This is a genomic window from Bifidobacterium callitrichos, assembly GCF_008698085.1.
GTDB lineage: Bacteria > Actinomycetota > Actinomycetes > Actinomycetales > Bifidobacteriaceae > Bifidobacterium > Bifidobacterium callitrichos.
This window is the reverse complement of the sequence record NZ_RZJP01000003.1, coordinates 37791-59900: the sequence shown is the minus strand read 5'-3', so window position 1 is coordinate 59900 and position 22110 is coordinate 37791. Positions and strand designations below refer to the sequence as shown.

Below are 22110 nucleotides of genomic sequence, written 5' to 3'. Positions count from 1 at the left end.
GAAAATGGAATTCCGGGCACGTTGTGGCAATGTGCGTTCCGAGGTGTCTGTGATGCGATTTGCAAGGAATGGCGGAATTCCAAGGATTCTGCAATTAAGAGGCTCGTCACAACGTCTGTATTGCGTGGATTTTGCCGTGTTGTGGCAGTGCCCGTTGCCACAAGTGTTCGAAAGAACAAAATCGCCTGTGATGTGGCAGGAATCGCTGCCACAGGATCGCGAAAGTGCGGTTCCGGTTGTGTTGTGGAAGAGCAGAGGGGCACAACAGCGTGGAATCGGCTCGTCATGCGAATCGTGGCAGAAACACCACGGTATCGACCAGGCAGACACCTAGGCATCGGGCTGAAGTGGCCATTGTTGTCTGCACCCTCTCTCGATCCTTTCGCATGTACTTGTTTGCTTGCGTGTCTGTCATTTCTCCGATGAGTGCATCTGGTCGTCGGAGGGGGAGCGGTAGCCCTCCGGCTCCAACTGGAACGTGGTATGGGGCACCGATACGGGGAAGTGCTCGCGCAGGCAGTCCTGCAGCTGTTCGAGAATGTCCGCGGCCTGCTCCATCGTCAAGCCCTTCTCGACGACGATATGCGCCATGAGGATCGGCATGCCGGTCGATACCGTGCTTGCATGCAGGTCGTGTACGGCCACCACATGCGGCACATGCTCCAGATGCTCGCGCACTGCGTCCAGATCCAACCCCTCCGGGGTCTCCTCGAGCAGTACGCGCACCGCATTGCGCAGCAGCATGATCGCGCGCGGGATCATCATCAGGGCGATTACGCCGCCTGCCACCGCGTCGAATCCGCTCCATCCCGTCGACATCGTCACCAGTGCGGACAACACCACCGCCACCGAGCCGAGGGCGTCGTTCATCACCTCCAGGAATGCGGCACGCATGTTCATGTTGTCGCCGCGCTGCGAGGCGAGGATGAAGATCGACGCCACGTTCGCCGCCAGACCGAGAATGCCGACGAACAGCAGCAGATCGATGTCCTCGATGCCGGCCTTGGAGCCTCCGAACAGACGCATGCCGGCCTCCACCAGCGCGTAGATGCCGACGATCAGCAGCACGATCGCGCCGGCGGCGGCCGTCAGCACCTCGAGGCGCGCCCAGCCCCACGTACGGTGATTATTGGGTTTGCGACGCATCAGAATCGCCGTCACCGTAGAGGCGATGAGCACCGACATGTCGGTGAGCATGTGACCGGCGTCCACCAGCAGCGCCAGCGATCCGGTCAGCAGCGAGCTGACCACTTCGATGACGAACACCGAGGCGGTGACGGCGAGCGTCGCCGTCAGCCGATGCTGGTGCTCCTTGGATCCGTTCGATCCGCTCTCCGCGAGCGTATGTGCCATGGTCGTGATCCTCGTTTCCTTCGTGCCTTCTCGGTATTCGCGGAATGAGACCGCTTCTCAATACCATTTCCGTTTTGCTTGAGAAACGCGAAAACTCCGGCCGTTGCCGGGGTTTCCTGTTGCTGGGCGTTCAGTGTATCACAGCTTGCGCAGAACCGTCACGACCCTGCCCATGATCGTGGCCTGTGTGCCATCGATGGGGGCGTAGGCGGGATTGTGCGGCATCAGCCACAGATGGCCATGCTCCTTGCGATAGGTCTTCACCGTCGCCTCGCCGTCCAGCAGTGCGGCGACGATATCGCCGTTGACGGCGTCGTTCTGCTCGCGCACCACGACGAAATCGCCGTCGCAGATGGCGGCGTCGATCATCGAATCGCCATGCACCTCCAGCATGAACAGCCTTCCGCCTGAACCGGTCAGACGTTCGGGCAGACGCATCACATCCTCCACGTGCTGTTCGGCGGTGATCGGCACGCCCGCGGCGATGCGGCCCACAAGCGGGACGTCACGGGAGTCCGACGACTCGCCGTCCGTCTCCTGCCCAAGCGTGGTGGGGAATCGATAGACGATGGCGCTGGAACGACGTTCCACGCTGTCCTTCGCCTCGATGTCGGCGGCCGTACGGGACGGTTGGACGGAGATATGCTGATCGGTGGATGATGCCGTCTCGGCATCGGGAGCGCGCAGGATCTCGATGGCGCGCCCCTTGTTTGCATTGAGGCGGATATAGCCCTTCTGCGCCAGCACCTGCAACTGATGCTTGACCGAGGAGGGGCTCTTGAGGCCGGAGGCCTCGCCGATGTCTCGGAAGGAGGGAGCGAAGCCGCACTCGTTCTGGTACGTAGTGATCGCCTCGAGGATACGGCGCTGACGGTCGGTAAGCGGTTTTGCCGTCTCGGTCTGGCCGTCGGCGATGCCCGGGTTGAACGGGATGGTGCTCATGGGCTCTCCTTTCGAATATGTGACCAGCATAACGTGAATTGTTCGTTTCATCAAACATTTGTTCGACACGGCGGGTTGCGCTGTTCGAACATTCATGCCACAATTAGTACATCCGTTCGTTAGAACAAGTGTTCGAGAGAGTGTGGTGACCATGGAACGAATCCTGTCAAGGATCATGGCGCTGCTGCTGGTTGTGCTCGTGGCAGTGGCCGCATTGAGTGCGTTCAGTCCGTCGATGGCCGATTCGGCGGCGGGGCCCATGGAGGTGGAGAGCTATACCGTGCAACCCGGGCAATCCCTGTGGACCTATGCCGAGATGGTCACGCCCGAGGGAGGTGATGTCAACCAATCGGTGGAGGAGCTGGTGGAGCTCAACCATCTGGAAGACACGTCGCTCGAGGTGGGGCAGCGGATCCTCGTGCCTGTGGAGGAACCGGATGATTAGACGAGGGGAGTCCCTGCGGCGTCCGCCAGTGGATTTTCGGATGATTGGTCATGCGAAACCCCGTGGGAATGGCAATTTCCGTGATTGGCACGGTATGGTGGAGTTCATGCATTGCCCTTACTGTCATCATGCCGAAACCAAGGTTGTGGAAACTCGTGTCAGCGAGGACGGCTACTCCATCCGTCGTCGCCGCATGTGCCTGTACTGCAACAAGCGGTTCACCACGTTGGAAACCACTACGTTGCTGGTGGAGAAGCGCTCCGGGAGTCTGGAGCCGTTCAACCGCGACAAGGTCATCTCCGGTGTGCGCAAGGCATGTCAGGGAAGGCCGGTCAAGGAGAACGATCTGAAGATGCTCGGCCAGCGCGTCGAGGAGGATCTGCGCTCCACCGGTCAGGCTCAGGTCACCTCCGATGAGGTCGGCAAGGCGATTCTCAAGCCGCTGCGCGACCTCGACGAGGTCGCCTATCTGCGGTTCGCCAGCGTCTACCAGAATTTCGAGAACCTCGACGACTTCCAGTCGGCGATTGACGAGCTGAAGCACGCATAAGACGTAGAAAAGCCATACGAAAGGGGCCGTGACTCCCAGCGGGGGAGTCACAGCCCCTTTCACGCCCTGGCGTGCAGATGCGTCAGAGCCATACACCGCCGTCAGGAGATCACGCGCATGCGGATCGTGCCCTCGATGGCGCGCAGAGCCTCCAACGTCTTCTGGGACGGCTTCTGGGAGACATCGGTCACCACATAGCCGAGTTCACCCTCGGTGCCGAGGGACTGGGCGGCGATGTTGATGTTCTCCTCGCCGAGCACGTGATTCACGCGTGCGAGCACGCCCGGCAGGTTCGCGTGCAGGTGCGCGATGCGCGTCACGCCGCGGTTGGGGCCGAGATTGATCTGCGGCAGGTTCACCGACAGCGAGGTCGAGCCCTTCTCCCAATAGTCCTCCAGACGCTGGGAGACGAAGTGGCCGATCGACTTCTGCGCCTCCAGCGTCGAACCGCCGATGTGCGGGGTGAGGATCATGTTGTCCTCGTCCGCCAGAGAGGTGATGAACGGATCGCCGTTCTTCTTCGGCTCGACGGGGAACACGTCCACGGCCGCGCCGGAGAGGTGACCGGAGTCGAGGTGCTGCTTGAGGGCGTCGAGGTCCGCGACGAAGCCACGCGAGGCGTTGATGAAGATCGCGTCCTGCTTCATATGCGCGAACTGATCCTCGCCGAAGAAGCCGGTGTTCGACTTGCGGCCGTCCACGTGCAGCGTGACCGCATCGGACTGCTCCAGCAGCTCGTTGAGCGTGGCGCAGCGGCGGGCGTTGCCCATCGCCAGCTTCTCCTCGAGGTCGTAGAACAGTACGCGCATGCCTAGGGCCTCGGCCAGCACGCTCAGCTGGGAGCCGATGTTGCCGTAGCCGATGATGCCGAGGGTCTTGCCGCGAACCTCATGCGAACCGGAGGCGGACTTGTCCCACAGACCGTGCTTGAGATGATGCGTGTGCGCCGGGATGCGGCGCATCAGGCAGATGATGTCGCAGATCACCAGCTCCACCACCGAACGGGTGTTGGAGTACGGGGCGTTGAACACGGCGATGCCCTGACGGCCGGCGAAGTCGAGATCCACCTGGTTCGTGCCGATGCAGAAGCAGCCGACCGCGGACAGCGTCGGACGCGCTTCGAGCACGCGCTTGGTGACGCTTGTCTTCGAACGGACGCCGACGATGTCGACGCCGTCAAGTGCGTCGATGAGCTCGTCCTCGCTCAGCGCGCCCTTCGCCGTGACGACCTCGAAACCGTGGTCGCGCAGCGACTGGGCCGCGTCGGGATGAATGTTTTCCAGTAACAGTGCTTTAGGCATGTTTCCCACCTTAGAGTTCCAGGTCCTTTTCGTCCATTGAGGTCCGAACGATGGCCAGACGCTGTGTCGGTCGGGTCATCGCCACATACAGATCGGCCGCGGCGACCAGTCGGCTCGGCGACTCCTGATCGATCAGGCTTGGCTCGACGAGCACCACCGCGTCGTATTCGAGGCCCTTGACCTCCTCGGTGCCGCTCACCGTCACCTGGCGGTCCCACGGCTCCTGATCGGCGATGCGTGCGGCCTCGTCGGCGCCAAGCGCATCCGCAAGCGCGGCAGCGACGGCCGGACGCAGCGTATCCACCAGCGACTCCGGGGCGATCATCGCCACACGTCCGGATCCGTCCTTGGCGACGAACCGCCTTGCGAGATCCGCGGCCTCCCGCGCGGCCGCCGCCACCAGTTCGCCGCGATCCTGCACCACGGTGCGCGTGACCGCGTCGGCGATACGGCGCACCGCATGCACGGTGGAGATGTACAGGCCCTGCGCCTCGGCGAACCGTCCGGCCAGATCGGAGACCTCCTGCGGGTTGCGGTAGTCGATGGTCAGCTCGTTGAGATCCCAGTTGCCGCGGCCGAACAGACGGTTCATCGTCTTGGGCCAGGAGCGCGTGCCGCCGAGGGCGCTGGTCTGCGCCACATCGCCCACGATGGTGAACGAGCGCGAGGGGCAGCGCCGCATCAGCATGCGCCAGTCCATCGCGGTGAGCTCCTGCGCCTCGTCGACGACGATGTGTCCGTACACCCATTCGCGGTCGCGTCCGGCGCGCTGCGCGGTCAGCTCCACGTCGTCGCCGTTGATCTGGTCGACGAGCATCTGCGAGGTGACCAGCCCGTTGCCGATGCCGTTCTGGGCGAGCGTGTCCTGCGCGAACTGCAGGGCCTCCTTCGCACGAGCCTCGTCGCGCTTGCGACGCGCGGCCACCTTCGGGTCGTCGCCGAGCAGTTCAAGCGCCTCGTCAAGCAGCGGCACGTCGGAGCGGGTCAGCGGCGAGCCCTTCGGACGCACCAGTTCGGCCACGTCCTCGTCGGACAGCCACGGGGCGAAGTGGCGCAGCTTGTCCGGCTTGGAGAACATGTCGTCGATCAGCCACGGGCCGGTCATCGGCAGCCATGCGAGGTTCAGTGCCACACGCACCTTGTCGTTCATACGCAGCAGGGAGACGGCGCGGTTGATCTCGTCCTGATCGGGCGTGTAGTCGAGCTGCTCCTCGTAGCGCACGCGCATCGCGGAGATCATCGATTTGACGAAGGTCTCGCGCGCCTTGTTGTGCGGCTGGCGGGTGCGGCGGGCCTCGGCCTGCGCCTGTTCGATGTCGGCGGCCAGCATCGGCACCGGAATGCCGCTGATCTGCACGACGGGCAGGTCGGCGGGCACGCGCTCGCGGGAGGAGACGGCGTTGCGGATGGCGTTGGCCATGCGGTGATCGCCCTTGAGCTGTGCGGCGCGCGGGGTGTCGAACGTCGTGGCGTGCACGCCGGGGATGAGGTCCGCGATGGTGCGGGAGACCACGCCGGTCTCGCCCAGCGAGGGGAGCACCTGGTCGATGTAGTGCAGGAACGCCGAGCTCGGGCCGACCACGAGCACGCCGGAGCGTTCCAGCGTGCGCCGGTGCGTGTAGAGCAGATATGCGGCGCGATGCAGCGCCACGGCGGTCTTGCCGGTGCCGGGGCCTCCCTGCACCACCACGGCGCGGCCCATCTGCGAGCGGATGATGTGGTCCTGCTCGGCCTGGATGGTGGCGACGATGTCGGTCATCTTGCCGGTGCGCCTGGAGCTGAGCGAGGCCAGCAGCGCGCCCTCGCCGGTGAGCGTGCCGGATTTGGACGCCTCGCCGACCTGATCGGAGTGCACGTCGAGCACCTCGTCCTCGACGGCGACCACCTCTCGGAAGCTCAGGGTGATGTGGCGGCGCATCACGATGTCGCCGTGATGCGAGGGGGTGGCCTCGTAGAAGGGGCGGGCGGCGTCCGCCCTCCAATCGGTGAGGATGGGCGTGTGGGACTTGTCGGTCAGTCCTATGCGTCCGATGTAGCGGCGGCCTCCGGCCGAATCGTCGAGCCTGCCGAACACCAGACGATCCTCCACCGAGCGCAGCTGGGTGAGGCGGTCCTCGTACATCGTGGCGAAGGAGTCGCGCTCGGTGCGCTGCGTGGGGGAGCCGTGGGCGCCGGCGGCGCGCACGGCGTCGAGGCGTTCCCTGGCTTCGGCGCGCAATGCGTCAAGACGGTCGTATGCGCGTGTCACCGCGCGCTGTTCCTCCTCAAGTTGCGAGGCGTAACTCGACATGCTTGTACCGTTTCCCTTTTGTCTGAACGAAAAATTCAAGGTATCCCAATCTACTCCTTCCCCCGAACGATCGGACTGCATGATCCGACGTGGAAGATGAACTTCGGTTGAATTCGCCGTTCGGGTCGGGGCCCCGTGAAAAAGCGCGGAAAGTGTGATCGGGTGGGGAAAAATGGGGAGTCGTGGGGTAAAGTGGGGAATCAGTGTGGCGTGGTGTGTCCGAAGTGAAACGGCAAGGAGGTGGGGCGATTGACCGGCGAAAACGCGAACGGCATGGCATTCGACCCCGCCCAAGGCGGTTTGGGCCAGTCAGCACAGTCCACGCAGTCGATGGGCGGCATGCCGATGGGTGGGGTCGCCGGAGTGATGGCCGATCTGGGCATGCCCGCTCTGATGCTTGGCACCTACACGCCGAAGATCGACTCCAAGGGGCGCATGGCCCTGCCCGCCAAGATGCGTGGCCAGCTCGGACAGGGGCTGGTCATGGCCCGCGGTCAGGAGCGCTGCGTCTACCTGCTGCCGGTGGCCGAGTTCCGGCGCATCGCGATGCAGATCCAACGCGTCTCGGTGGGCAACAAGGCGGCGCGCGAATACCTGCGCGTGTTCCTCTCCGGAGCGGTGGACCAGACGCCGGACAAGCAGGGGCGCGTGCTGGTTCCGCAGATGCTGCGCGACTACGCGCATCTGGGGGACGACATCGTGGTGATCGGCGTAGGCACCCGCGCCGAGATCTGGAACCGCGCCACGTGGGAGTCCTACCTGGCCGAGAAGGAGCAGGACTACGCGAACATCGCGGACGACGTGCTGCCGGAGGTGGAGTTCTGATGACCGGCATGGACGCGAACGACACGAACGCGGAACCGCGCGAACCGCACGAACCGCACGGACCAACGAAGACGAACGAACGGAAAGACGACGATATGACCGAGACGCAGGAGCGAGACCTGGCGGCGATCCACCGTCCCGTGCTGCTGGAGGACTGCGTGCGACTCGTCACCGGCGGCCTGAAGGCCGCTGGGCGTGACGGGCGCGATGTGCATCCCACGATCGTGGACTGCACGCTGGGACTCGCCGGACACGCCACGGCATTCCTCAAGGCAGCGCCCGAGGCCCGACTGGTCGGCATCGACCGCGACGCCGAGGCGTTGGGACTGGCCACCGAGCGCATGCGGCGAGAGGGACTGGCCGACCGGTTCATCCCCGTGCACGCCGCCTTCGACGAATTCACCGAGGCGCTCGACGAGCACGGCATCGGTCGCGTGGACGCCGCGTTCATGGATCTGGGTCTGTCGAGCCTGCAGATCGACGAGACCGATCGCGGCTTCTCCTATTCGCACGATGCGCCGCTCGACATGCGCATGGACGTCAGCCAGCCGCTGACCGCCGAACGGGTGCTCGCCGAATACGACGAACGCAGCCTGACGCGCATCTTCAGGACCTACGGCGAGGAGAAGTTCTCCCGCCAGATCGCGCACGAGATCGTCGTGCGCCGCGCCGAGAGCCCCCTGACCACCTCCGCCGAGCTCAACGCGCTTGTGGACGAGGTCGTCCCCAAGGCGCACCGGCCGGCGGGCAACCCCGCCAAGCGCGTGTTCCAGGCGCTGCGCATCGAGGTCAACGGCGAACTGGACAAGCTCGCCCGCACCCTGCCGCAGATCGCACTGCGACTGCGCGGCCACGGGCGCATCGTCGTCGAGTCCTACCACTCGCTGGAGGACAAGACCGTCAAGACGTTCATGAACGACGGGCTCGTCGCCGACGTGCCGCCGAACATGCCGGTGGTGCCTCCCGAGGCGCGGCCGTTCTTCAGGGAGCTCACGCGCGGGGCGATCAAGGCCGATGAGGAGGAGATCGCCTCGAACCCGCGATCGGCGTCCGTACGCCTGCGCGCGGTGGAGCTCGTCAGACCGATACCACGCCGTTTCATCGAACGGTACGAGACAGCAAGCACATCCGACCGCCAGTATGGGGAGAGGAACTAGATCATGGCAGCCACAGCACGTTCCCTGCGTTCCAACGCGGTGCCGGCCTCGCGTCGGCCCGAGCCCGCGGCGAAGCCCGCATCGCGACCCGAACTGCGCGTCGTCAACGGAGGACGCACTGACAAGGACGATCTCGCCGCAGGCTTCAGCCGGTTCATGGAGTGGGTGCGCACCCGCTCCGCCCCGACCGTGCACATCATCGTGGCCGTGGTCTTCCTCGCCTCCACCCTCATCGGCGCGCTGATGCTGCGCACGCAGATGGTGCAGAACGCGTTCGAGGTGTCGGCGATCGAGACGTCGATCAGCCGTCTGACCCAGGACGTCCAGGACGATCAGGCCAAGCTCGACCAGCTGCAGGCATCCCTGCCGCAGAAGGCCAGCGACATGGGCATGGTCCCGCAGTCCAGTTCCGTATCCATCGATCTCAACGGCTACAAGTCCACGGAGGGTAAGTAAATGGCACGAAGGGAGCCCTTCTACAAGGGGTTCATGCGCAGGCATGGACTGGACTCCTTCATGTTCCGCTGCCTCGTCATCGGCATGGTGCTCGCCGTGGTGGCGGGCTCGTGCCTGCTCCAGCTCGCCCGCGTGCAGCTGCTGCAGGGGCGCGCCACCGCGCAGGCGGCCACCGATATGCGCACCAGCAGGATCACGATCCGCTCCAACCGCGGCAGGATCACCGACACCAACGGCACGGTGCTCGCCCAGAGCGTCGAGCGCTACAACATCATCGGCATCCCCGACGCCGCCACCGCGTTCACGCCGGTGGCGTGCGGATCCAAGCAGGCCAAGACGCTCGGATACTGCCATCAGGTCAACGGCAAGCCGGTCGGCGCCACGGGCGCGGCCGCCGTGGCGCGTCTGCTCGCCCCGATCCTCAAGGTCGACGCGCTCGAACTGGGGGCCAAGCTCAACGGCGACGGCAAGTACCTCATCATCAAGAAGGACGTCACCCCCGCCGTCAAGCGCAAGATCGACAAGCTGGGACTTGCCGGCATCGTCTACGGCGAGCTGAGCAGCGAACGCGTCTACGCCGAGAACACGCTGCTCGGATCCCTGCTCGGAGGCGTCAACGACGAGGGTGAGGGCGCGGCCGGACTGGAAAGCACCCTCAACGAGACGCTCAAGGGCACCGACGGTTACACCGTGTACCAGCGCGGCCTCGGCGGCGAGGTCATCCCCGGCACCGTCACCGAATCGAAGGACGCGGTCGACGGCAAGGACGTGAGTCTGACCATCGACGCCGATGTCGACTGGTACGTCAAGAAGGTCCTGACCGAGGGGGTCGCGAGCTTCCACGCCAAGTGGGGCGTCGCCGTGGTCGAGGACTGCCGCACCGGCGAGATCATCGCCCTGGAGGACAGCGACCAGATCCAGGCCGGCTCCGACCAGGCCAAGCTCAACGCCTCCCGCGCGGTCACGCAGACCTTCGAGCCCGGATCGGTGGGCAAGGTGCCCGCGATGGCCGCGATCCTGCAGAACGGTGCGCACAAGATCGACGACAAGTTCACCGTCCCCTACGAGATCGACTGGAATGGACAGAAGTTCCACGACTCCCACGAGCACGGCAGCGAGCATTGGACGCTCGCCGGCATCCTGAGGAACTCGTCGAACGTCGGCATGGTCATGGCCGCCAAGAACGTGACGCCCCAGCAGCGCCATGAGATGCTCACCAAATTCGGCATCGGACAGCCCACCGGGCTCGATCTGCCCGGCGAGACGAACGGCATCCTCGCATCCCCCTCCGCCTGGGACGGGCGCACCAAGGACACCGTCCTGTTCGGCCAGGGATACACCGTCAACCCCCTGCAGCTGACGCGAGCCATCTCCGTCATCGCCAACGACGGCGTCATCCGCAAGCAGTCGATCATCAAGTCGATCACCGACGCGGACGGGCACGTCACCGACAAGGTGCACAACGAGGCCACGCGCGTCATCGACGAGCAGTACGCCAAACAGCTGAGGAACGCTATGGAGTCGGTCGGCGAGGAGTACAAGGCCACCGCCGGCGTCAATGGCTACCGCGTCGCCGCGAAGACCGGCACCGCCGAGGTCGCGGGAGCCGACGGACGGCTCACCTCGATCATCGCCGACTTCGTCGGCATCCTGCCCGCCGACAATCCGCGCTATGTCGTCACCGTCGTCATGCAGGATCCCGACGGCACGTACGGCGGTCTCACCTCCGGCGCATTGTTCGCCAAAATTGGTGAATTCCTTATGCAGAAGTACGAAGTGCCCACCTCGTCTCCGCGCACGGATGCTATTGCAGTGGATTGGTGAAAAGCGGCGCAATGATGAAAGGGACACTATGAGTGCAGTCAATGAGTCGATCATGCAGCGCATGACCCTCGGGCACCTCGTCGAGCATTACGGGTGGGAACTGGTGCCGCCGTTCGCCGGACACGTCACCGTCACCTCGCTCGCCGACGATCTCGACTCGATCGAGCCGGGCGCGCTCTTCCACCCCGGCCACGACATGAGCATGGACGCGCTGCGCCGGGCGCGCAGGGCAGGCGCCTACGCCGCGATCGTGCCGACATCCGAACGCGACACCCTGTCCGATCCGGACATGCCGCTGCTGTTCGCCGACCCGACGCCCGAGGAGGTGGGCACGCTCGCCTCCCAGATGGCCGGCAATCCGTCGAACACGCTCGCGATCTTCGCCGTCAGCGCCGCCACGCCACAGGAAGGGGTGGCCACCGTCGACAAACTCGCCCGGTTCCTGCACATGCTGGGCAATCCGGTGGGCACGATCAGCGTCGGGGGATCGTACTCCCTCGAACGTCCTCTCGAACTGGACTATCCACTCGGCATCATCGACCTGCAGCGAGCCCTCGCCATCTGCGCGGAGGACGGCGCCGCCGCCGTGGTCATCGCGCTGAACGATCTGACCGTCCGCGCCCACGCGCTCGAAGCGGTGAACGTCGACGTGCTCGGCTCGTCGCTTCCGGCGCCAGCGAACGCGGACCGGGCGATGATCGAACGCATGCAGGGGGAGTACGGCTTCCGCGCCGACGAGCAGATGCGCGTGACCAGTCCCACCGAGGAGTCGAACACGCTCGCCCAATACGCCAGCGAAGGCGATGACGCGGCCGAACGCTCGCGTCTGTCACTCGCCATAGCGATGGTGCTCGCCGCGGGCGTGCGTCGCAACAACATCAGGAACGCGCTGCGCGTGGCCGGCGATCTGCAGTAGCACGACGCAGCAACAGACGGAACAACAACACACAACCGAGGAGAGGAATTTGTCCAGCACGATGATGCCGATGACCATCACGGAGATCGCCGAAGCCGTCGGAGGAACGGTCACGGCCCCGTTCGTGGGCGAGCACGCGGGCGTGGTGCCCGAAGGCGAGGTCGCCCGTTCGGCGACCAGCGATTCCCGTCTGGTGGGCGAAGGCGGTGTGTTCGTCGCCATCAAGGGCGAACGCGTGGACGGCCACGACTACGTGGCGGGACTGGGTGCCAAGGGCGCCGCCGCCGCGATCGTCGACCACGCCATGTCCGATGCGGACGTCACCCAGATCGTCGTCGACGACACCGTCGAGGCGCTCGGCGCACTCGCCCGACACAACATCGAACGTCGTCGCGCGGACGCCGGCAAGCCCTTCACGCTCGTGGCGCTGACCGGCTCGGTCGGCAAGACCACCACCAAGGACCTCCTCAAGTCGCTGCTGTCGACGCTCGATGAGACCGTCGCCCCCGTCGGCTCGTTCAACAACGAGATCGGCCTGCCCCTGACGGCTCTGACCGTGAACGGCGACACCCGCTACTTCGTCGCCGAAATGGGCGCGAACCACGTCGGCGAGATCGCACGCCTGACCACCATCGCCCCGCCGGACATCGCCATCGTGCTCAAGGTCGGCGTGGCCCATCTGGGTGAGTTCGGCTCCGTCGAACGCATCGCGCAGGCCAAGTCCGAAATCGTGCGGGGCCTGCTGCCGTCCGGCACCGCGGTACTCAACGCCGACGACGCGCACGTCGCCGCGATGCGGGCCATCGCCCCCGCCGACGTTGTCTGGTTCGGCATCGACCCGGCGCACGCCGACGAGGACGCACTCACCGTCCGTGACCTGACGACCGACGACATGGATCACCCGTCGTTCACCCTCGTCGCCGCCAACGGCGGCACCGCGGCCGTGCGTCTGGCCATCCCCGGCGCGCACAATGCGATGAACGCGCTCGCCGCCTCCACCGTGGCGCACATGCTCGGCATGCCGCTGGACGACATCGCCCGCGTGCTCGGCGAGCAGCGCCGCATCAGCCCGCACCGCATGGCCGTCTCCACCGTCGAGCGTGACGGCGCGGTCTTCACGCTCATCGACGACTCGTTCAACGCGAACCCCGATTCGATGCGCGCCGGCCTCGACGGACTCGCCCGCTGGGGTGCGGGCCGAAAGACGCAGCCCTACCGCGTGGCGGTGCTCGGCGCGATGCTGGAACTCGGCGGCGACGAGCAGGGCCTGCATCGTTCGATCGGCGCCTACGCGGCCGAACTCGGCCTCGACCGGATCGTTGCCGTCGGCTCCGCCACGGACGCCGAGTTCGACGCACTCGCCGGAGCGCTGGCGGAGGGGGCCCGCGCGGCGATCGCCGCCAGGGGAGGGAACGCCGCGGTGGACTGGGTCCACGACGCCGATGAGGCCGACCGACTCGTCACGTCCGTCGCGTCCGAGCATCCGGGAACCGTGGCACTGCTCAAGGGATCCCACGCCTCGGGTCTGAGCGCGCTGGCCGAACGATGGGCGCCGGCTGACCCGGCTCGCCACTAGGCTGGTATCGGATAATCGGCCGTCGGGTATCGCCGAGAAACGAACGAAGACCTTCGGGCGTGGCCCGGGAACTATAGGGAATAGGGAAGAGGAAGACCCCAAGTGATTGCGCTGATCATAGGAATGCTGGTGACGCTGGTCGTCACGCTCGCCGGAACCCCGATGCTCATCCGTCTGGTGCATCGTCTCCATTACGGCCAGTACATCCGTCAGGACGGACCGAAGTCGCATCAGGTCAAGCGAGGCACGCCGACCCTCGGCGGCGTGGTCATCAACCTCGCCATCCTTCTGGGGTGGGCGTCCTCGGCCCTCTACCGCTACCTGCACATGGGAGACGTGCCCTCGTGGTCGGCGGTGCTCGTGCTCTTCGCGATGGTCTCGATGGGCCTGCTCGGCTTCATCGACGACTTCGCCAAGGTGCGCAAGAAGCAGAGCGAGGGTCTGACGGTCCGCGGCAAGTTCATCGGCCAGTTCATCTTCGCGACCATCTACGCGGTGCTCGCCCTCATCATCCCCACCAAGAGCGGCTTCCCGAGCGCGCAGGCGGGCATGAGCTTCATCGAACGCCCGTTCTTCAGCTTCGAGTTCGCGGGCCGGGTCGTCGCCATCATCCTGTTCGTCGTCTGGGTCAACTTCCTGATGACCGCGTGGACGAACGCCGTGAACCTGACCGACGGTCTGGACGGTCTCGCGGCCGGATCCTCGATGATCGCGTTCACCGGATACGGCGTCATCGCCTTCTGGGAGAGCTATCACCTCAAGGGCGCCGGCCACTCCGGCTACGCGTACGCCGTCTCCGACCCGCTCGACCTGACCATCATCGCCGTGTGCGCGGCCGTGGCCTGCATCGGGTTCCTGTGGTACAACACCAATCCGGCCACGATCTTCATGGGGGACACCGGCTCTCTCGCACTCGGCGGCCTGTTCGCGGCGCTTTCGATCGCCACGCACACCGAGTTCCTCGCCGTCATTCTCGGCGGACTGTACGTGATCGAGGCGATGAGCGACGTCATCCAGGTCGGCTACTTCAAGGCCACGCACAAGCGTGTCTTCAAGATGGCTCCCATCCACCATCACTTTGAGCTGTGCGGATGGCAGGAGTCCAAGGTCGTGGTCCGCTTCTGGATGATCGAGCTCATGTTCGTGCTCATCGCCCTGGTGATCTTCTACGGCGACTGGGTGACCCGTTCCGGACTGCTGTTCGGCTGAGTTCGGCTGAGTCCTGCTGAATCAGGATGAACCCGGTTCGGTTCGGCTGACGGAACGACTCGCAACAAACGAAACACACGGCTGGGATAATGCCGTGACGATCGACAACGATCAATGCAAGCACATGCAGGGGGCAAGACCATCATGGATATCAAAGGCAAGACGGTAGTCATCGCGGGACTGGGCGTGTCCGGCACGTCGCTGGCCGAAGTGCTCAAGGAGCAGGGCGCACGGGTCATCGGCGTCGACGAGCGCAAGCCCACCGCCGACCTCGACTCCTTCGACAAGGTGAACTGGGACGAAGTCGACTACGTCATGTCGTCCCCGGTGTTCAACCCGCGCACCCCGTTCATCCTCGAGGCGCAGCGGCGCGGCATCCCCGTGATGAGCGAGGTCGAGTTCGCGTGGCGTCTGCGCGTCGATTCGGCTCGCACCGGCCGTCCGGCGCCGTGGATCGGTATCACCGGCACCAACGGCAAGACCTCCACCACGGAGATGACCTCGGTCATGCTCACCGCATGCGGCTACGATGCCCCCACCGCGGGCAACATCGCCTCCGGCAACATGGCGATGTCGCTGTCGCGCTGCGCCACGAACCCCAGGCACGACGTACTGTGCGTCGAACTGAGCTCCTTCCAGCTGCACTTCACCGATTCGTTGGAGCTCGCCTGCGCCGCCATCACCAACATCGCCGACGACCACCTCGACTGGCACGGCGGCCGCGAGAACTACGCGGCGGACAAGGCCAAGGTGTTCCACGGCGTCACGCGGGCCCTCGTCTACAACGCGGACGACCCGCTCGTCACCGAAAAGGCCCATGAGGCCGAGCCGGCTGAAGGCTGCCGTAGGGTCGGCTTCACGCTCCACGAGCCCGAGGCCGGCCAGATCGGCGTCGCCGACGGATGGATCGTCGACAGGAGCGGCGTGGCCGGGGCAGAGGTCGGCGAAAGCGTACGCCTCGCGCAGGTCGCCGAATTCACGCATCTGATGGAGCCGGACGGCACGATCTACCCGCACCTGCTCGCCGACGCGCTGACCGCGCTCGCACTGGTGCTCGGCTTCGGCGCGGACAGGCAGCAGGCGCTCGACGCCCTGAAGACCTTCCACCCGGGCGGTCACCGCATCGTCACCGTCGCCACGAGCACGCCGGACGCCTCCGGACGCTCCATCCGCTTCGTCGACGACTCCAAGGCCACCAACGCCCACGCCGCCAACGCCTCCCTGTCCAGCTTCGCCGACGGCTCGGTGGTGTGGATCGCCGGAGGCCTCGCCAAGGGCAGCCGGTTCGAGCGTCTCGTCGCCGATCGCAGGCACACCATCAAGGCCGCCGTGATCATCGGCCGCGATCAGCAGCCGATGATCGACGCGTTCGCCGCCTCTGCGCCGGACACGCCGGTGACGGTCATCAACCCCGATCCGAACGACGACGTGATGGCCCGTGCGGTCGAGGCCGCGGGACGTTACGCCGAACCCGGCGACGTGGTGCTCATGGCCCCCGCCTGCGCGTCGATGGACCAGTTCGTCTCCTACGCCGATCGCGGCGTCAAGTTCACCGAAGCCGCCAAGCGATGGGTGAAGACGTATGACGGACGCTGAACGTCCCGGCCGGTCCGGTCGCCGACCACCGGGATCGCAGCCGCAGAGCCTGTTCAATCCGCTGTGGTGTTACCACGGGTTCCGCATGTCGGTGCTGGGATTGAGCGTCTTCGGCGTGATCATGGTGTTCTCCAGCTCCGCCGTATCGGCCGCCTCGTCCGGTAAATCCCCCTTCCTCGGCTCGCTGAGTCAGGCGGCGTTCTGCATCGTCGGCCTGATCGTCGGGTTCATTCTCTCGTTCGTGCCGATCAGGTTCTACCGCAGGTTCGGCATCGTCGCCCTGGGCGGCGCCATGGCTCTGCAGCTGCTGACCTTCACCGGTCTCGGCGTCAGCCAGTACGGCAACACCGGATGGATCCGCGTCGGTGGCAGCTTCACCATCCAGCCGGCCGAGTTCATCAAGTTCGCCCTGTGCATATGGCTGCCCTCGGCCCTGATCGTCGCCAAGCGGCGCTACGACCGGGCGAGGACCGTCAAGGAGCAGGTCAAGGCGTACAGCGTGGTCGGTGGCGTGTACGGCCTGTCCCTGCTGCTCGTGCTCGGCGGCAAGGATCTCGGCACCGCGATGATCCTGCTGTTCATCGGCATCGTCGCCTTCCTCATCTCCGGATTCCCCGGCAAATGGATGGCGATGCTCGTCGTCGCCATGTCGGTGCTGGTGGTGGCGTTGATCGCCTCCAGTCCCAATCGCCGTCAGCGTATCCTCGCCGCCTACACGGAGTGCTCCGCGGCCGACGCGCAGGAGATCTGCTATCAGTCGATGCACGCCCGCTACGCGATCGCCTCCGGAGGATTCCTGGGACTGGGCCTGGGCAACTCGCGTGAGAAATGGAACTACCTGCCGGCCGCGCACAACGACTTCATCTTCGCGATCATCGGCGAGGAGACCGGATTCCTCGGCTGCGCGATGGTGATCCTCATCTTCGTGATCCTCGGCTGGTGCCTGCTGTTCAGCGCCCTCCAGCTCAAGGACCGCTACAGTTCGATGGTGCTCATGTGCATCCTCGTGTGGCTCGTCGGCCAGGCGATGGTCAACATCGGCGTCGTCGTCGGCATCTTCCCGGTATTCGGCGTGCCGATGCCGTTCATCTCCGCCGGCGGCTCGTCGATGATCATGTGTCTGGCCATCTCCGGCGTCGCCATGCGCTTCATGCGCCAGCAGCCGCAGATCAAGGCGGACATCTCCAAGCTGTGAGTCATGGCCGCGAGGACGTGGCGGGGCGACTATGCTCGTAGAGCATGAAGCACATCGTCCTCGCCGGCGGCGGTACCGCCGGCCACGTCAACCCGTTGCTGTCCGTCGCCGCCGCGATCGGCCGACTCGAACCGGACGCCAAGGTCAGCGTCATCGGCACCGCGGTCGGACTCGAGAAGGATCTGGTCCCTGCCGCGGGATTCGAGCTCGACACCATCGAGAAGGTGCCCTTCCCGAGGCGCCCCAACCTGTACATGCTCAAGTTCCCGGGCAAGTGGGCCGCCGAGACCCGCAAGGTCCGTACCATCCTCGAGGAGCGCGAGGCCGACGTCGTCGCCGGATTCGGCGGCTACGCCTCCGCGCCCGTGTACGCCACGGCCCACAGGATGGGTCTGCCGATCGTCATCCACGAGCAGAACGCGCGGGCCGGCATGGCCAACAAGCTGGGCAGCCGCTGGGCCGAGTTCATCGGCACCGTCTACGACGGCACCGGTCTGAAGCCCGCCTCGGACGGTTCGATCGAACGCGTCGGACTGCCGCTGCGCCCCGCCATCGCCGATCTGGTGACGAAGCTCGAAACCGACCGCGCCGCCGCGCGCGCCGAGGCCGCCGCCGAACTCGGTGTCGACCCGAACCGTCCGCTCGTGCTCGTCACCGGCGGATCGCTGGGCGCGGTCAGCCTCAACCGGGCCGTGGCCGCGGCCTCCGCCGATCTGCTCAAGGTCGCGCAGGTCGTGCACCTGACCGGCAGGGGCAAGTCGGACGAGGTCCGCAGCCTCGTCGACGTCAATGCCGGCGCCGAACATCTGACGGGTCTTGGCCCGGACGATGCCGGCAGAGGCGACTACCACGTCGCCGAATATCTCGAACGCATCGATCTGGCCTTCGCCTGCGCCGATCTGGTCGTATGCCGCTCCGGCGCCGGAACCGTGGCCGAACTGACAGCGCTCGGCCTGCCCGCGGTCTACGTGCCGCTGCCCATCGGCAACGGCGAACAGCGGTTCAACGCCCAGCCGGTCGTCGAGGCGCACGGCGGCATCATGGTCGCCGACAAGGATCTGACGCCCACATGGGTGCGTGAGGAGGTCACCACACTGCTCGACGATCCGGAGCAGTTGCATGACATGGGCGCGCACGCCTGGCAGTACGGCATCCGCGACGCGGCCGAGACGATGGCTAGGCGCATCCTCGACCTCGCCTGAGCCGGCTGGCGTCGCCCGTCGGCGCATTCGTCGTCTGTCATCGCATACGACATAATGATTGAAGATCTGACTTGTACCACAAGGAGTACGTTTCCGTGACCGCAGACACCACTTCGTCCATCATCCTCGATCCAGAGCACGCCGCATTCGCCGCCGACGAAACCACCGATGCGCTTGGATCCACCCATTTCATCGGCATCGGAGGTGCCGGCATGTCGGTGCTCGCCGAGATGCTGCACGAACGTGGCGTCGTCGTGACCGGCTCCGACCGGGAGCGCAGCGCCAAGACGGACCGTCTCGAGGAGCTGGGCATCAGCGTCGCCTTCGGACAGCGCGCGCAGAACGTGGAGGGTGCGGATACCATCGTCTATTCGAGCGCCATCAAGCCCGACAATCCGGAGATCGTCGCCGCGCACGAGGCCGGCAAGCGCATCGTGCACCGCAGCGACATCCTCGCGCTGCTCATGCACGGGCGCCGCGCGGTCACCGTGGCCGGAGCGCACGGCAAGACCACCACCAGCTCGATGATCGCCCATATGCTCGAACACTGCGGCGCCGACCCCAGCTACGCGATCGGCGGATCCATCCAGGGCGAGGACGGGTCGGTCATCGACGGCGGACACGTCGGTGGAGGAGCGGCGCTCATCGCCGAGGCCGACGAATCCGACGGCAGCTTCGAGAAGTACCGTCCCGAGATCGCCGTCATCACCAACTGCGAGGCCGATCATCTCGACCACTACGGCGACGAGGCGCACTACCGCGCCGCGTTCGTCGAACACGCCGGCCATGCCACCGGACATGTGATCATCTGCGCCGATGATCCGAACGCGCTCGCCGTGCTGCTCGCGCTCGACCCGTTCGTCGCCTCCCACGCCATCGCCTACGGCACGACGGCACCCGATGCGGCCGAACTCAAGGGGCTGAACGGCGCGGCGTACGTGCATATCGAATCGGAGAGCGAATCCGCCGGCTCCGGCGCCGAACGCTTCACCCTGCACCTTCCCGCGTCCGTCACCGGCGGCGACGACGTCGAACAGCCCGTCTCGCTCGAAGTGCCGGGACTGCACAACGCGCGCAACGCGGCGGCCGCGATCAGCGCCGCCGTGCTGCTGGGCGTCGCCCCGGCGGATGCCGCCGCCGCCATCGCGTCGTTCCGCGGGGCCGTGCGTCGCTTCCAGGTCAAGGGCGTGGTCAAGCAGGTCACGGTCGTCGACGACTACGCGCACCATCCCACCGAGATCGCCGCGCTGCTCGACGCCGCACGCCGCCGCTACCCGCACAGCGTGATCCGCGTGCTGTTCCAGCCGCACCTGTTCAGCCGTACGAAGTTCTTCGCCCGCGAGTTCGCCGAGGCTCTTGCCAAGGCCGACGACGTGATCGTCACCGGCATCTTCCCGGCCCGCGAGAAGCAGGCCGATTTCCCCGGCGTCGGGCCGGTGACCATCGTGCGCGAGGCTCAGGGCATGTCCGGCGTGGAGTTCCGGGCCGTCGACGACATGGAACTCGCCGCCCGGATGATGGCGATGCGCGCCCATCACGGCGACGTCATCTTCACCGTCGGCGCCGGTGACATCACCGATATGAGCGAGGTGATCCTCCACGCGCTCGAGGCGCATCGCGAAAGCTGCGACTGATGGCGGGACGCGTCGTCAGCTCCGGCGCGGATCCCGGCGGGGATCGACGCCGCAAACCGCGCAAGGCTATCTCCGGATCCACGCCCGACCCCTCCCGTTCCAAGCCGGGGGACTTCGTCGACGCCCGGCGTCTGAGCAGCGAGGATCTCGTCGCCAAGACGCTTGAGGAGAACTCCGGCACTCTGGGGCTCGCCATCAGACCCAAGGTCGTCGACTTCACGGCACGCGCCAAGGAGCGCAAGCGCGCCGGCGTGAGGGTCACCGTCCTGCGCATCGGCGTCGCGGTGCTGTCCGTCGTGCTCGTCGCCGCACTGGGATGGCTGCTGTTCCTCTCCCCGGTGCTGCGGCTCGACCCGGCACAGGTCACGGTCTCCGGCGCCAACGAATGGGTGAGCGAAAGCGACATCCGCAATATCGTCAACGAACAGGCCGGGCGCTCCCTCGTACTGGTCAACACCGGCGGCATGACCGAACGCATGTCGGCGATCCCGGGCGTCACCAGTGCGACGGCGTCGAAGCGATGGCCGCACGGTCTCGCCGTGAACGTCGAATCGCAGCGTCCGGCCGCGATGCTCAAGGCGGCGGGCGGCGACTCGATGACCGCCGTCGATTCGAAGGCCCGGGTGCTCAACTCCGTCGCCGGCGCGTCGGCCGACGGCATCCCCGTGATCGAGGTGAAGAGCGTGTCCTCCGGCCTCAACAACCGGGCAGTCAAGGAGGCGCTCAAGGTGCTCGACTCGCTGCCCGAGTCGATGCGCAACGCGATCACCAAGGTTACCGCGAGCACGCAGGACTCCGTCACCGTCGAGCTCGACATGGGCAAGGACAAGGGCAAGTACCGGATCGTGTGGGGTGACTCCTCGCAGATGAAGCTCAAGAAGGCGGTCGTCGACAAGATCCTGTCCGATCCCAAGGTGATCGGCGACAAGACCGAGGTGGACGTCTCCGCCCCGCTGCGGCCGGTGCTGCGCTAGCGGGTTTGTTCGCCGATGGCATGATCCATGCCGCCGCGGCATACGCCAACTTGCGCGAAAGCGCATATCGGTTGTATGCTGAGGTGTCCGCCTGAATGGGCGGGGCTTGATAATTCAAGATTGGGGATGATCGGTTTCGACGGTGACCTGTTCGTCGCAGGGAAGCGTGCCGAGAACGCCGGGTCCGCTCGTGGATGCCCCCGGCAAAAGAATAAGTGCTAAATCTAACCGCACTGAGTTCGCTCTCGCTGCCTGAGCTTCGCGCCAGGATTAACCAGTGAGCAGCCGCTCCGTTCACTCCTTCTCGTCTTCGGAGGGAAGCTGAGCGTCGTTTAGGAGACTTGCTGATGTAGCCGAGCCACAGGGCTGCATCGGGACTTGTACTGCGGATATGCTCGCCAACAGTCGTCTGCGACATCGTTGGGGGCAGAAAAACCGCCGCACGGCCAGCAGACTACGCACGTAGAAGACTGAGGGTACGGTCACCGGACCGGGGTTCAATTCCCCGCATCTCCACTGGCAGAAAGCGCCACTCCAAACGGGGTGGCGCTTTTTCGTTGGAATACCAACGATTTCGAGCCATTTCCTCCGCTCCCGCAGCGCTCGCCGACATGCCGTTTCGGGGCGTTGTAGAGGGTTTCTGGGAGCGGTATGTGTGGTGCGGC

18 protein-coding genes and 1 other RNA gene are annotated in these 22110 nt (G+C 65.6%); 15 read left to right on the top strand and 4 right to left on the bottom strand.

Going from position 1 to position 22110, the window contains the following annotated elements; translation table 11 throughout:
- Positions 1-411 precede the first annotated feature (411 nt).
- A complete protein-coding gene (locus EMB92_RS07320) occupies positions 412-1353 on the bottom strand; it encodes a cation diffusion facilitator family transporter (RefSeq protein ID WP_150394350.1) in 942 nt (313 codons plus the stop codon).
- Positions 1354-1491: 138 nt separating this feature from the next.
- Complete coding sequence (lexA, locus tag EMB92_RS07315; protein WP_150394349.1) at positions 1492-2295, bottom strand: transcriptional repressor LexA; 804 nt, start codon at positions 2293-2295, stop codon at positions 1492-1494.
- A gap of 175 nt (positions 2296-2470) precedes the next feature.
- On the opposite strand from lexA, the gene EMB92_RS07310 reads away from it, so the two are divergent.
- Both EMB92_RS07310 and nrdR read left to right on the top strand, forming a co-directional pair.
- The gene (locus EMB92_RS07310; protein WP_190973609.1) at positions 2471-2740 is read left to right on the top strand and encodes a LysM peptidoglycan-binding domain-containing protein; all 270 of its coding nucleotides are present in this window, start codon (positions 2471-2473) and stop codon (positions 2738-2740) included.
- 106 nt (positions 2741-2846) lie between these two features.
- The gene (gene nrdR / locus EMB92_RS07305) at positions 2847-3290 is read left to right on the top strand and encodes a transcriptional regulator NrdR (protein ID WP_043165476.1); all 444 of its coding nucleotides are present in this window, start codon (positions 2847-2849) and stop codon (positions 3288-3290) included.
- Between the two features lie 101 nt (positions 3291-3391).
- Here the strand turns inward: nrdR and serA are convergent, their stop codons facing one another.
- Both serA and EMB92_RS07295 read right to left on the bottom strand, forming a co-directional pair.
- Positions 3392-4591: a phosphoglycerate dehydrogenase gene (gene serA / locus EMB92_RS07300; protein WP_150394347.1), complete on the bottom strand. Its 1200-nt coding sequence runs from the start codon at positions 4589-4591 to the stop codon at positions 3392-3394.
- A 10-nt stretch (positions 4592-4601) separates the two neighbouring features.
- The gene (locus tag EMB92_RS07295; protein WP_150394346.1) at positions 4602-6881 is read right to left on the bottom strand and encodes a HelD family protein; all 2280 of its coding nucleotides are present in this window, start codon (positions 6879-6881) and stop codon (positions 4602-4604) included.
- Positions 6882-7220: 339 nt separating this feature from the next.
- Between EMB92_RS07295 and mraZ the strand changes: the two genes are divergently transcribed.
- From mraZ to ssrA, 13 genes are all read left to right on the top strand, one after another.
- Positions 7221-7706 (top strand): division/cell wall cluster transcriptional repressor MraZ, encoded by a 486-nt coding sequence (gene mraZ, locus EMB92_RS07290; protein ID WP_190973626.1) that lies wholly within the window; start codon positions 7221-7223, stop codon positions 7704-7706.
- A gap of 95 nt (positions 7707-7801) precedes the next feature.
- Complete coding sequence (rsmH, locus tag EMB92_RS07285; RefSeq protein WP_150394563.1) at positions 7802-8863, top strand: 16S rRNA (cytosine(1402)-N(4))-methyltransferase RsmH; 1062 nt, start codon at positions 7802-7804, stop codon at positions 8861-8863.
- 3 nt (positions 8864-8866) lie between these two features.
- A complete protein-coding gene (locus tag EMB92_RS07280; RefSeq protein WP_043165297.1) occupies positions 8867-9319 on the top strand; it encodes a cell division protein FtsL in 453 nt (150 codons plus the stop codon).
- Positions 9320-11143, top strand: coding sequence for a peptidoglycan D,D-transpeptidase FtsI family protein (locus EMB92_RS07275; protein WP_107043281.1), 1824 nt, complete (start codon positions 9320-9322; stop codon positions 11141-11143).
- A gap of 28 nt (positions 11144-11171) precedes the next feature.
- A complete protein-coding gene (locus EMB92_RS07270) occupies positions 11172-12059 on the top strand; it encodes a UDP-N-acetylmuramyl peptide synthase (RefSeq protein WP_150394345.1) in 888 nt (295 codons plus the stop codon).
- A 61-nt stretch (positions 12060-12120) separates the two neighbouring features.
- Positions 12121-13635 (top strand): UDP-N-acetylmuramoyl-tripeptide--D-alanyl-D-alanine ligase, encoded by a 1515-nt coding sequence (locus tag EMB92_RS07265; protein ID WP_150394562.1) that lies wholly within the window; start codon positions 12121-12123, stop codon positions 13633-13635.
- Positions 13636-13737: 102 nt separating this feature from the next.
- Positions 13738-14844, top strand: a complete 1107-nt coding sequence (gene mraY, locus EMB92_RS07260; protein WP_107043278.1) for a phospho-N-acetylmuramoyl-pentapeptide-transferase — start codon at positions 13738-13740, stop codon at positions 14842-14844.
- A gap of 114 nt (positions 14845-14958) precedes the next feature.
- Complete coding sequence (murD, locus tag EMB92_RS07255; RefSeq protein ID WP_150394344.1) at positions 14959-16440, top strand: UDP-N-acetylmuramoyl-L-alanine--D-glutamate ligase; 1482 nt, start codon at positions 14959-14961, stop codon at positions 16438-16440.
- Entirely contained in the window at positions 16427-17635 is a 1209-nt protein-coding gene (locus tag EMB92_RS07250) for a peptidoglycan glycosyltransferase FtsW (protein ID WP_223847628.1), read from the top strand. Before murD ends, EMB92_RS07250 begins: the two co-directional genes overlap by 14 nt.
- A gap of 44 nt (positions 17636-17679) precedes the next feature.
- Positions 17680-18837, top strand: coding sequence for a UDP-N-acetylglucosamine--N-acetylmuramyl-(pentapeptide) pyrophosphoryl-undecaprenol N-acetylglucosamine transferase (locus EMB92_RS07245; protein ID WP_140444373.1), 1158 nt, complete (start codon positions 17680-17682; stop codon positions 18835-18837).
- A 95-nt stretch (positions 18838-18932) separates the two neighbouring features.
- On the top strand, positions 18933-20471 hold the full coding sequence (gene murC, locus EMB92_RS07240; protein ID WP_263390627.1) for a UDP-N-acetylmuramate--L-alanine ligase: 1539 nt from the start codon (positions 18933-18935) through the stop codon (positions 20469-20471).
- A complete protein-coding gene (locus EMB92_RS07235; RefSeq protein ID WP_150394343.1) occupies positions 20471-21445 on the top strand; it encodes a cell division protein FtsQ/DivIB in 975 nt (324 codons plus the stop codon). Before murC ends, EMB92_RS07235 begins: the two co-directional genes overlap by 1 nt.
- A gap of 122 nt (positions 21446-21567) precedes the next feature.
- Positions 21568-21964: a transfer-messenger RNA gene (ssrA, locus tag EMB92_RS07230) on the top strand.
- Positions 21965-22110: the final 146 nt, after the last annotated feature.

Coding starts and splice junctions, on each gene's coding strand:
- EMB92_RS07320 (WP_150394350.1), bottom strand. CDS start 1,353: ATGGCACATACGCTCGCGGAGAGCGGATCGAACGGATCCAAGGAGCAC.
- lexA (WP_150394349.1), bottom strand. CDS start 2,295: ATGAGCACCATCCCGTTCAACCCGGGCATCGCCGACGGCCAGACCGAG.
- EMB92_RS07310 (WP_190973609.1), top strand. CDS start 2,471: ATGGCGCTGCTGCTGGTTGTGCTCGTGGCAGTGGCCGCATTGAGTGCG.
- nrdR (WP_043165476.1), top strand. CDS start 2,847: ATGCATTGCCCTTACTGTCATCATGCCGAAACCAAGGTTGTGGAAACT.
- serA (WP_150394347.1), bottom strand. CDS start 4,591: ATGCCTAAAGCACTGTTACTGGAAAACATTCATCCCGACGCGGCCCAG.
- EMB92_RS07295 (WP_150394346.1), bottom strand. CDS start 6,881: ATGTCGAGTTACGCCTCGCAACTTGAGGAGGAACAGCGCGCGGTGACA.
- mraZ (WP_190973626.1), top strand. CDS start 7,221: ATGCCGATGGGTGGGGTCGCCGGAGTGATGGCCGATCTGGGCATGCCC.
- rsmH (WP_150394563.1), top strand. CDS start 7,802: ATGACCGAGACGCAGGAGCGAGACCTGGCGGCGATCCACCGTCCCGTG.
- EMB92_RS07280 (WP_043165297.1), top strand. CDS start 8,867: ATGGCAGCCACAGCACGTTCCCTGCGTTCCAACGCGGTGCCGGCCTCG.
- EMB92_RS07275 (WP_107043281.1), top strand. CDS start 9,320: ATGGCACGAAGGGAGCCCTTCTACAAGGGGTTCATGCGCAGGCATGGA.
- EMB92_RS07270 (WP_150394345.1), top strand. CDS start 11,172: ATGAGTGCAGTCAATGAGTCGATCATGCAGCGCATGACCCTCGGGCAC.
- EMB92_RS07265 (WP_150394562.1), top strand. CDS start 12,121: ATGATGCCGATGACCATCACGGAGATCGCCGAAGCCGTCGGAGGAACG.
- murD (WP_150394344.1), top strand. CDS start 14,959: ATGCAAGCACATGCAGGGGGCAAGACCATCATGGATATCAAAGGCAAG.
- EMB92_RS07250 (WP_223847628.1), top strand. CDS start 16,427: ATGACGGACGCTGAACGTCCCGGCCGGTCCGGTCGCCGACCACCGGGA.
- EMB92_RS07245 (WP_140444373.1), top strand. CDS start 17,680: ATGAAGCACATCGTCCTCGCCGGCGGCGGTACCGCCGGCCACGTCAAC.
- EMB92_RS07235 (WP_150394343.1), top strand. CDS start 20,471: ATGGCGGGACGCGTCGTCAGCTCCGGCGCGGATCCCGGCGGGGATCGA.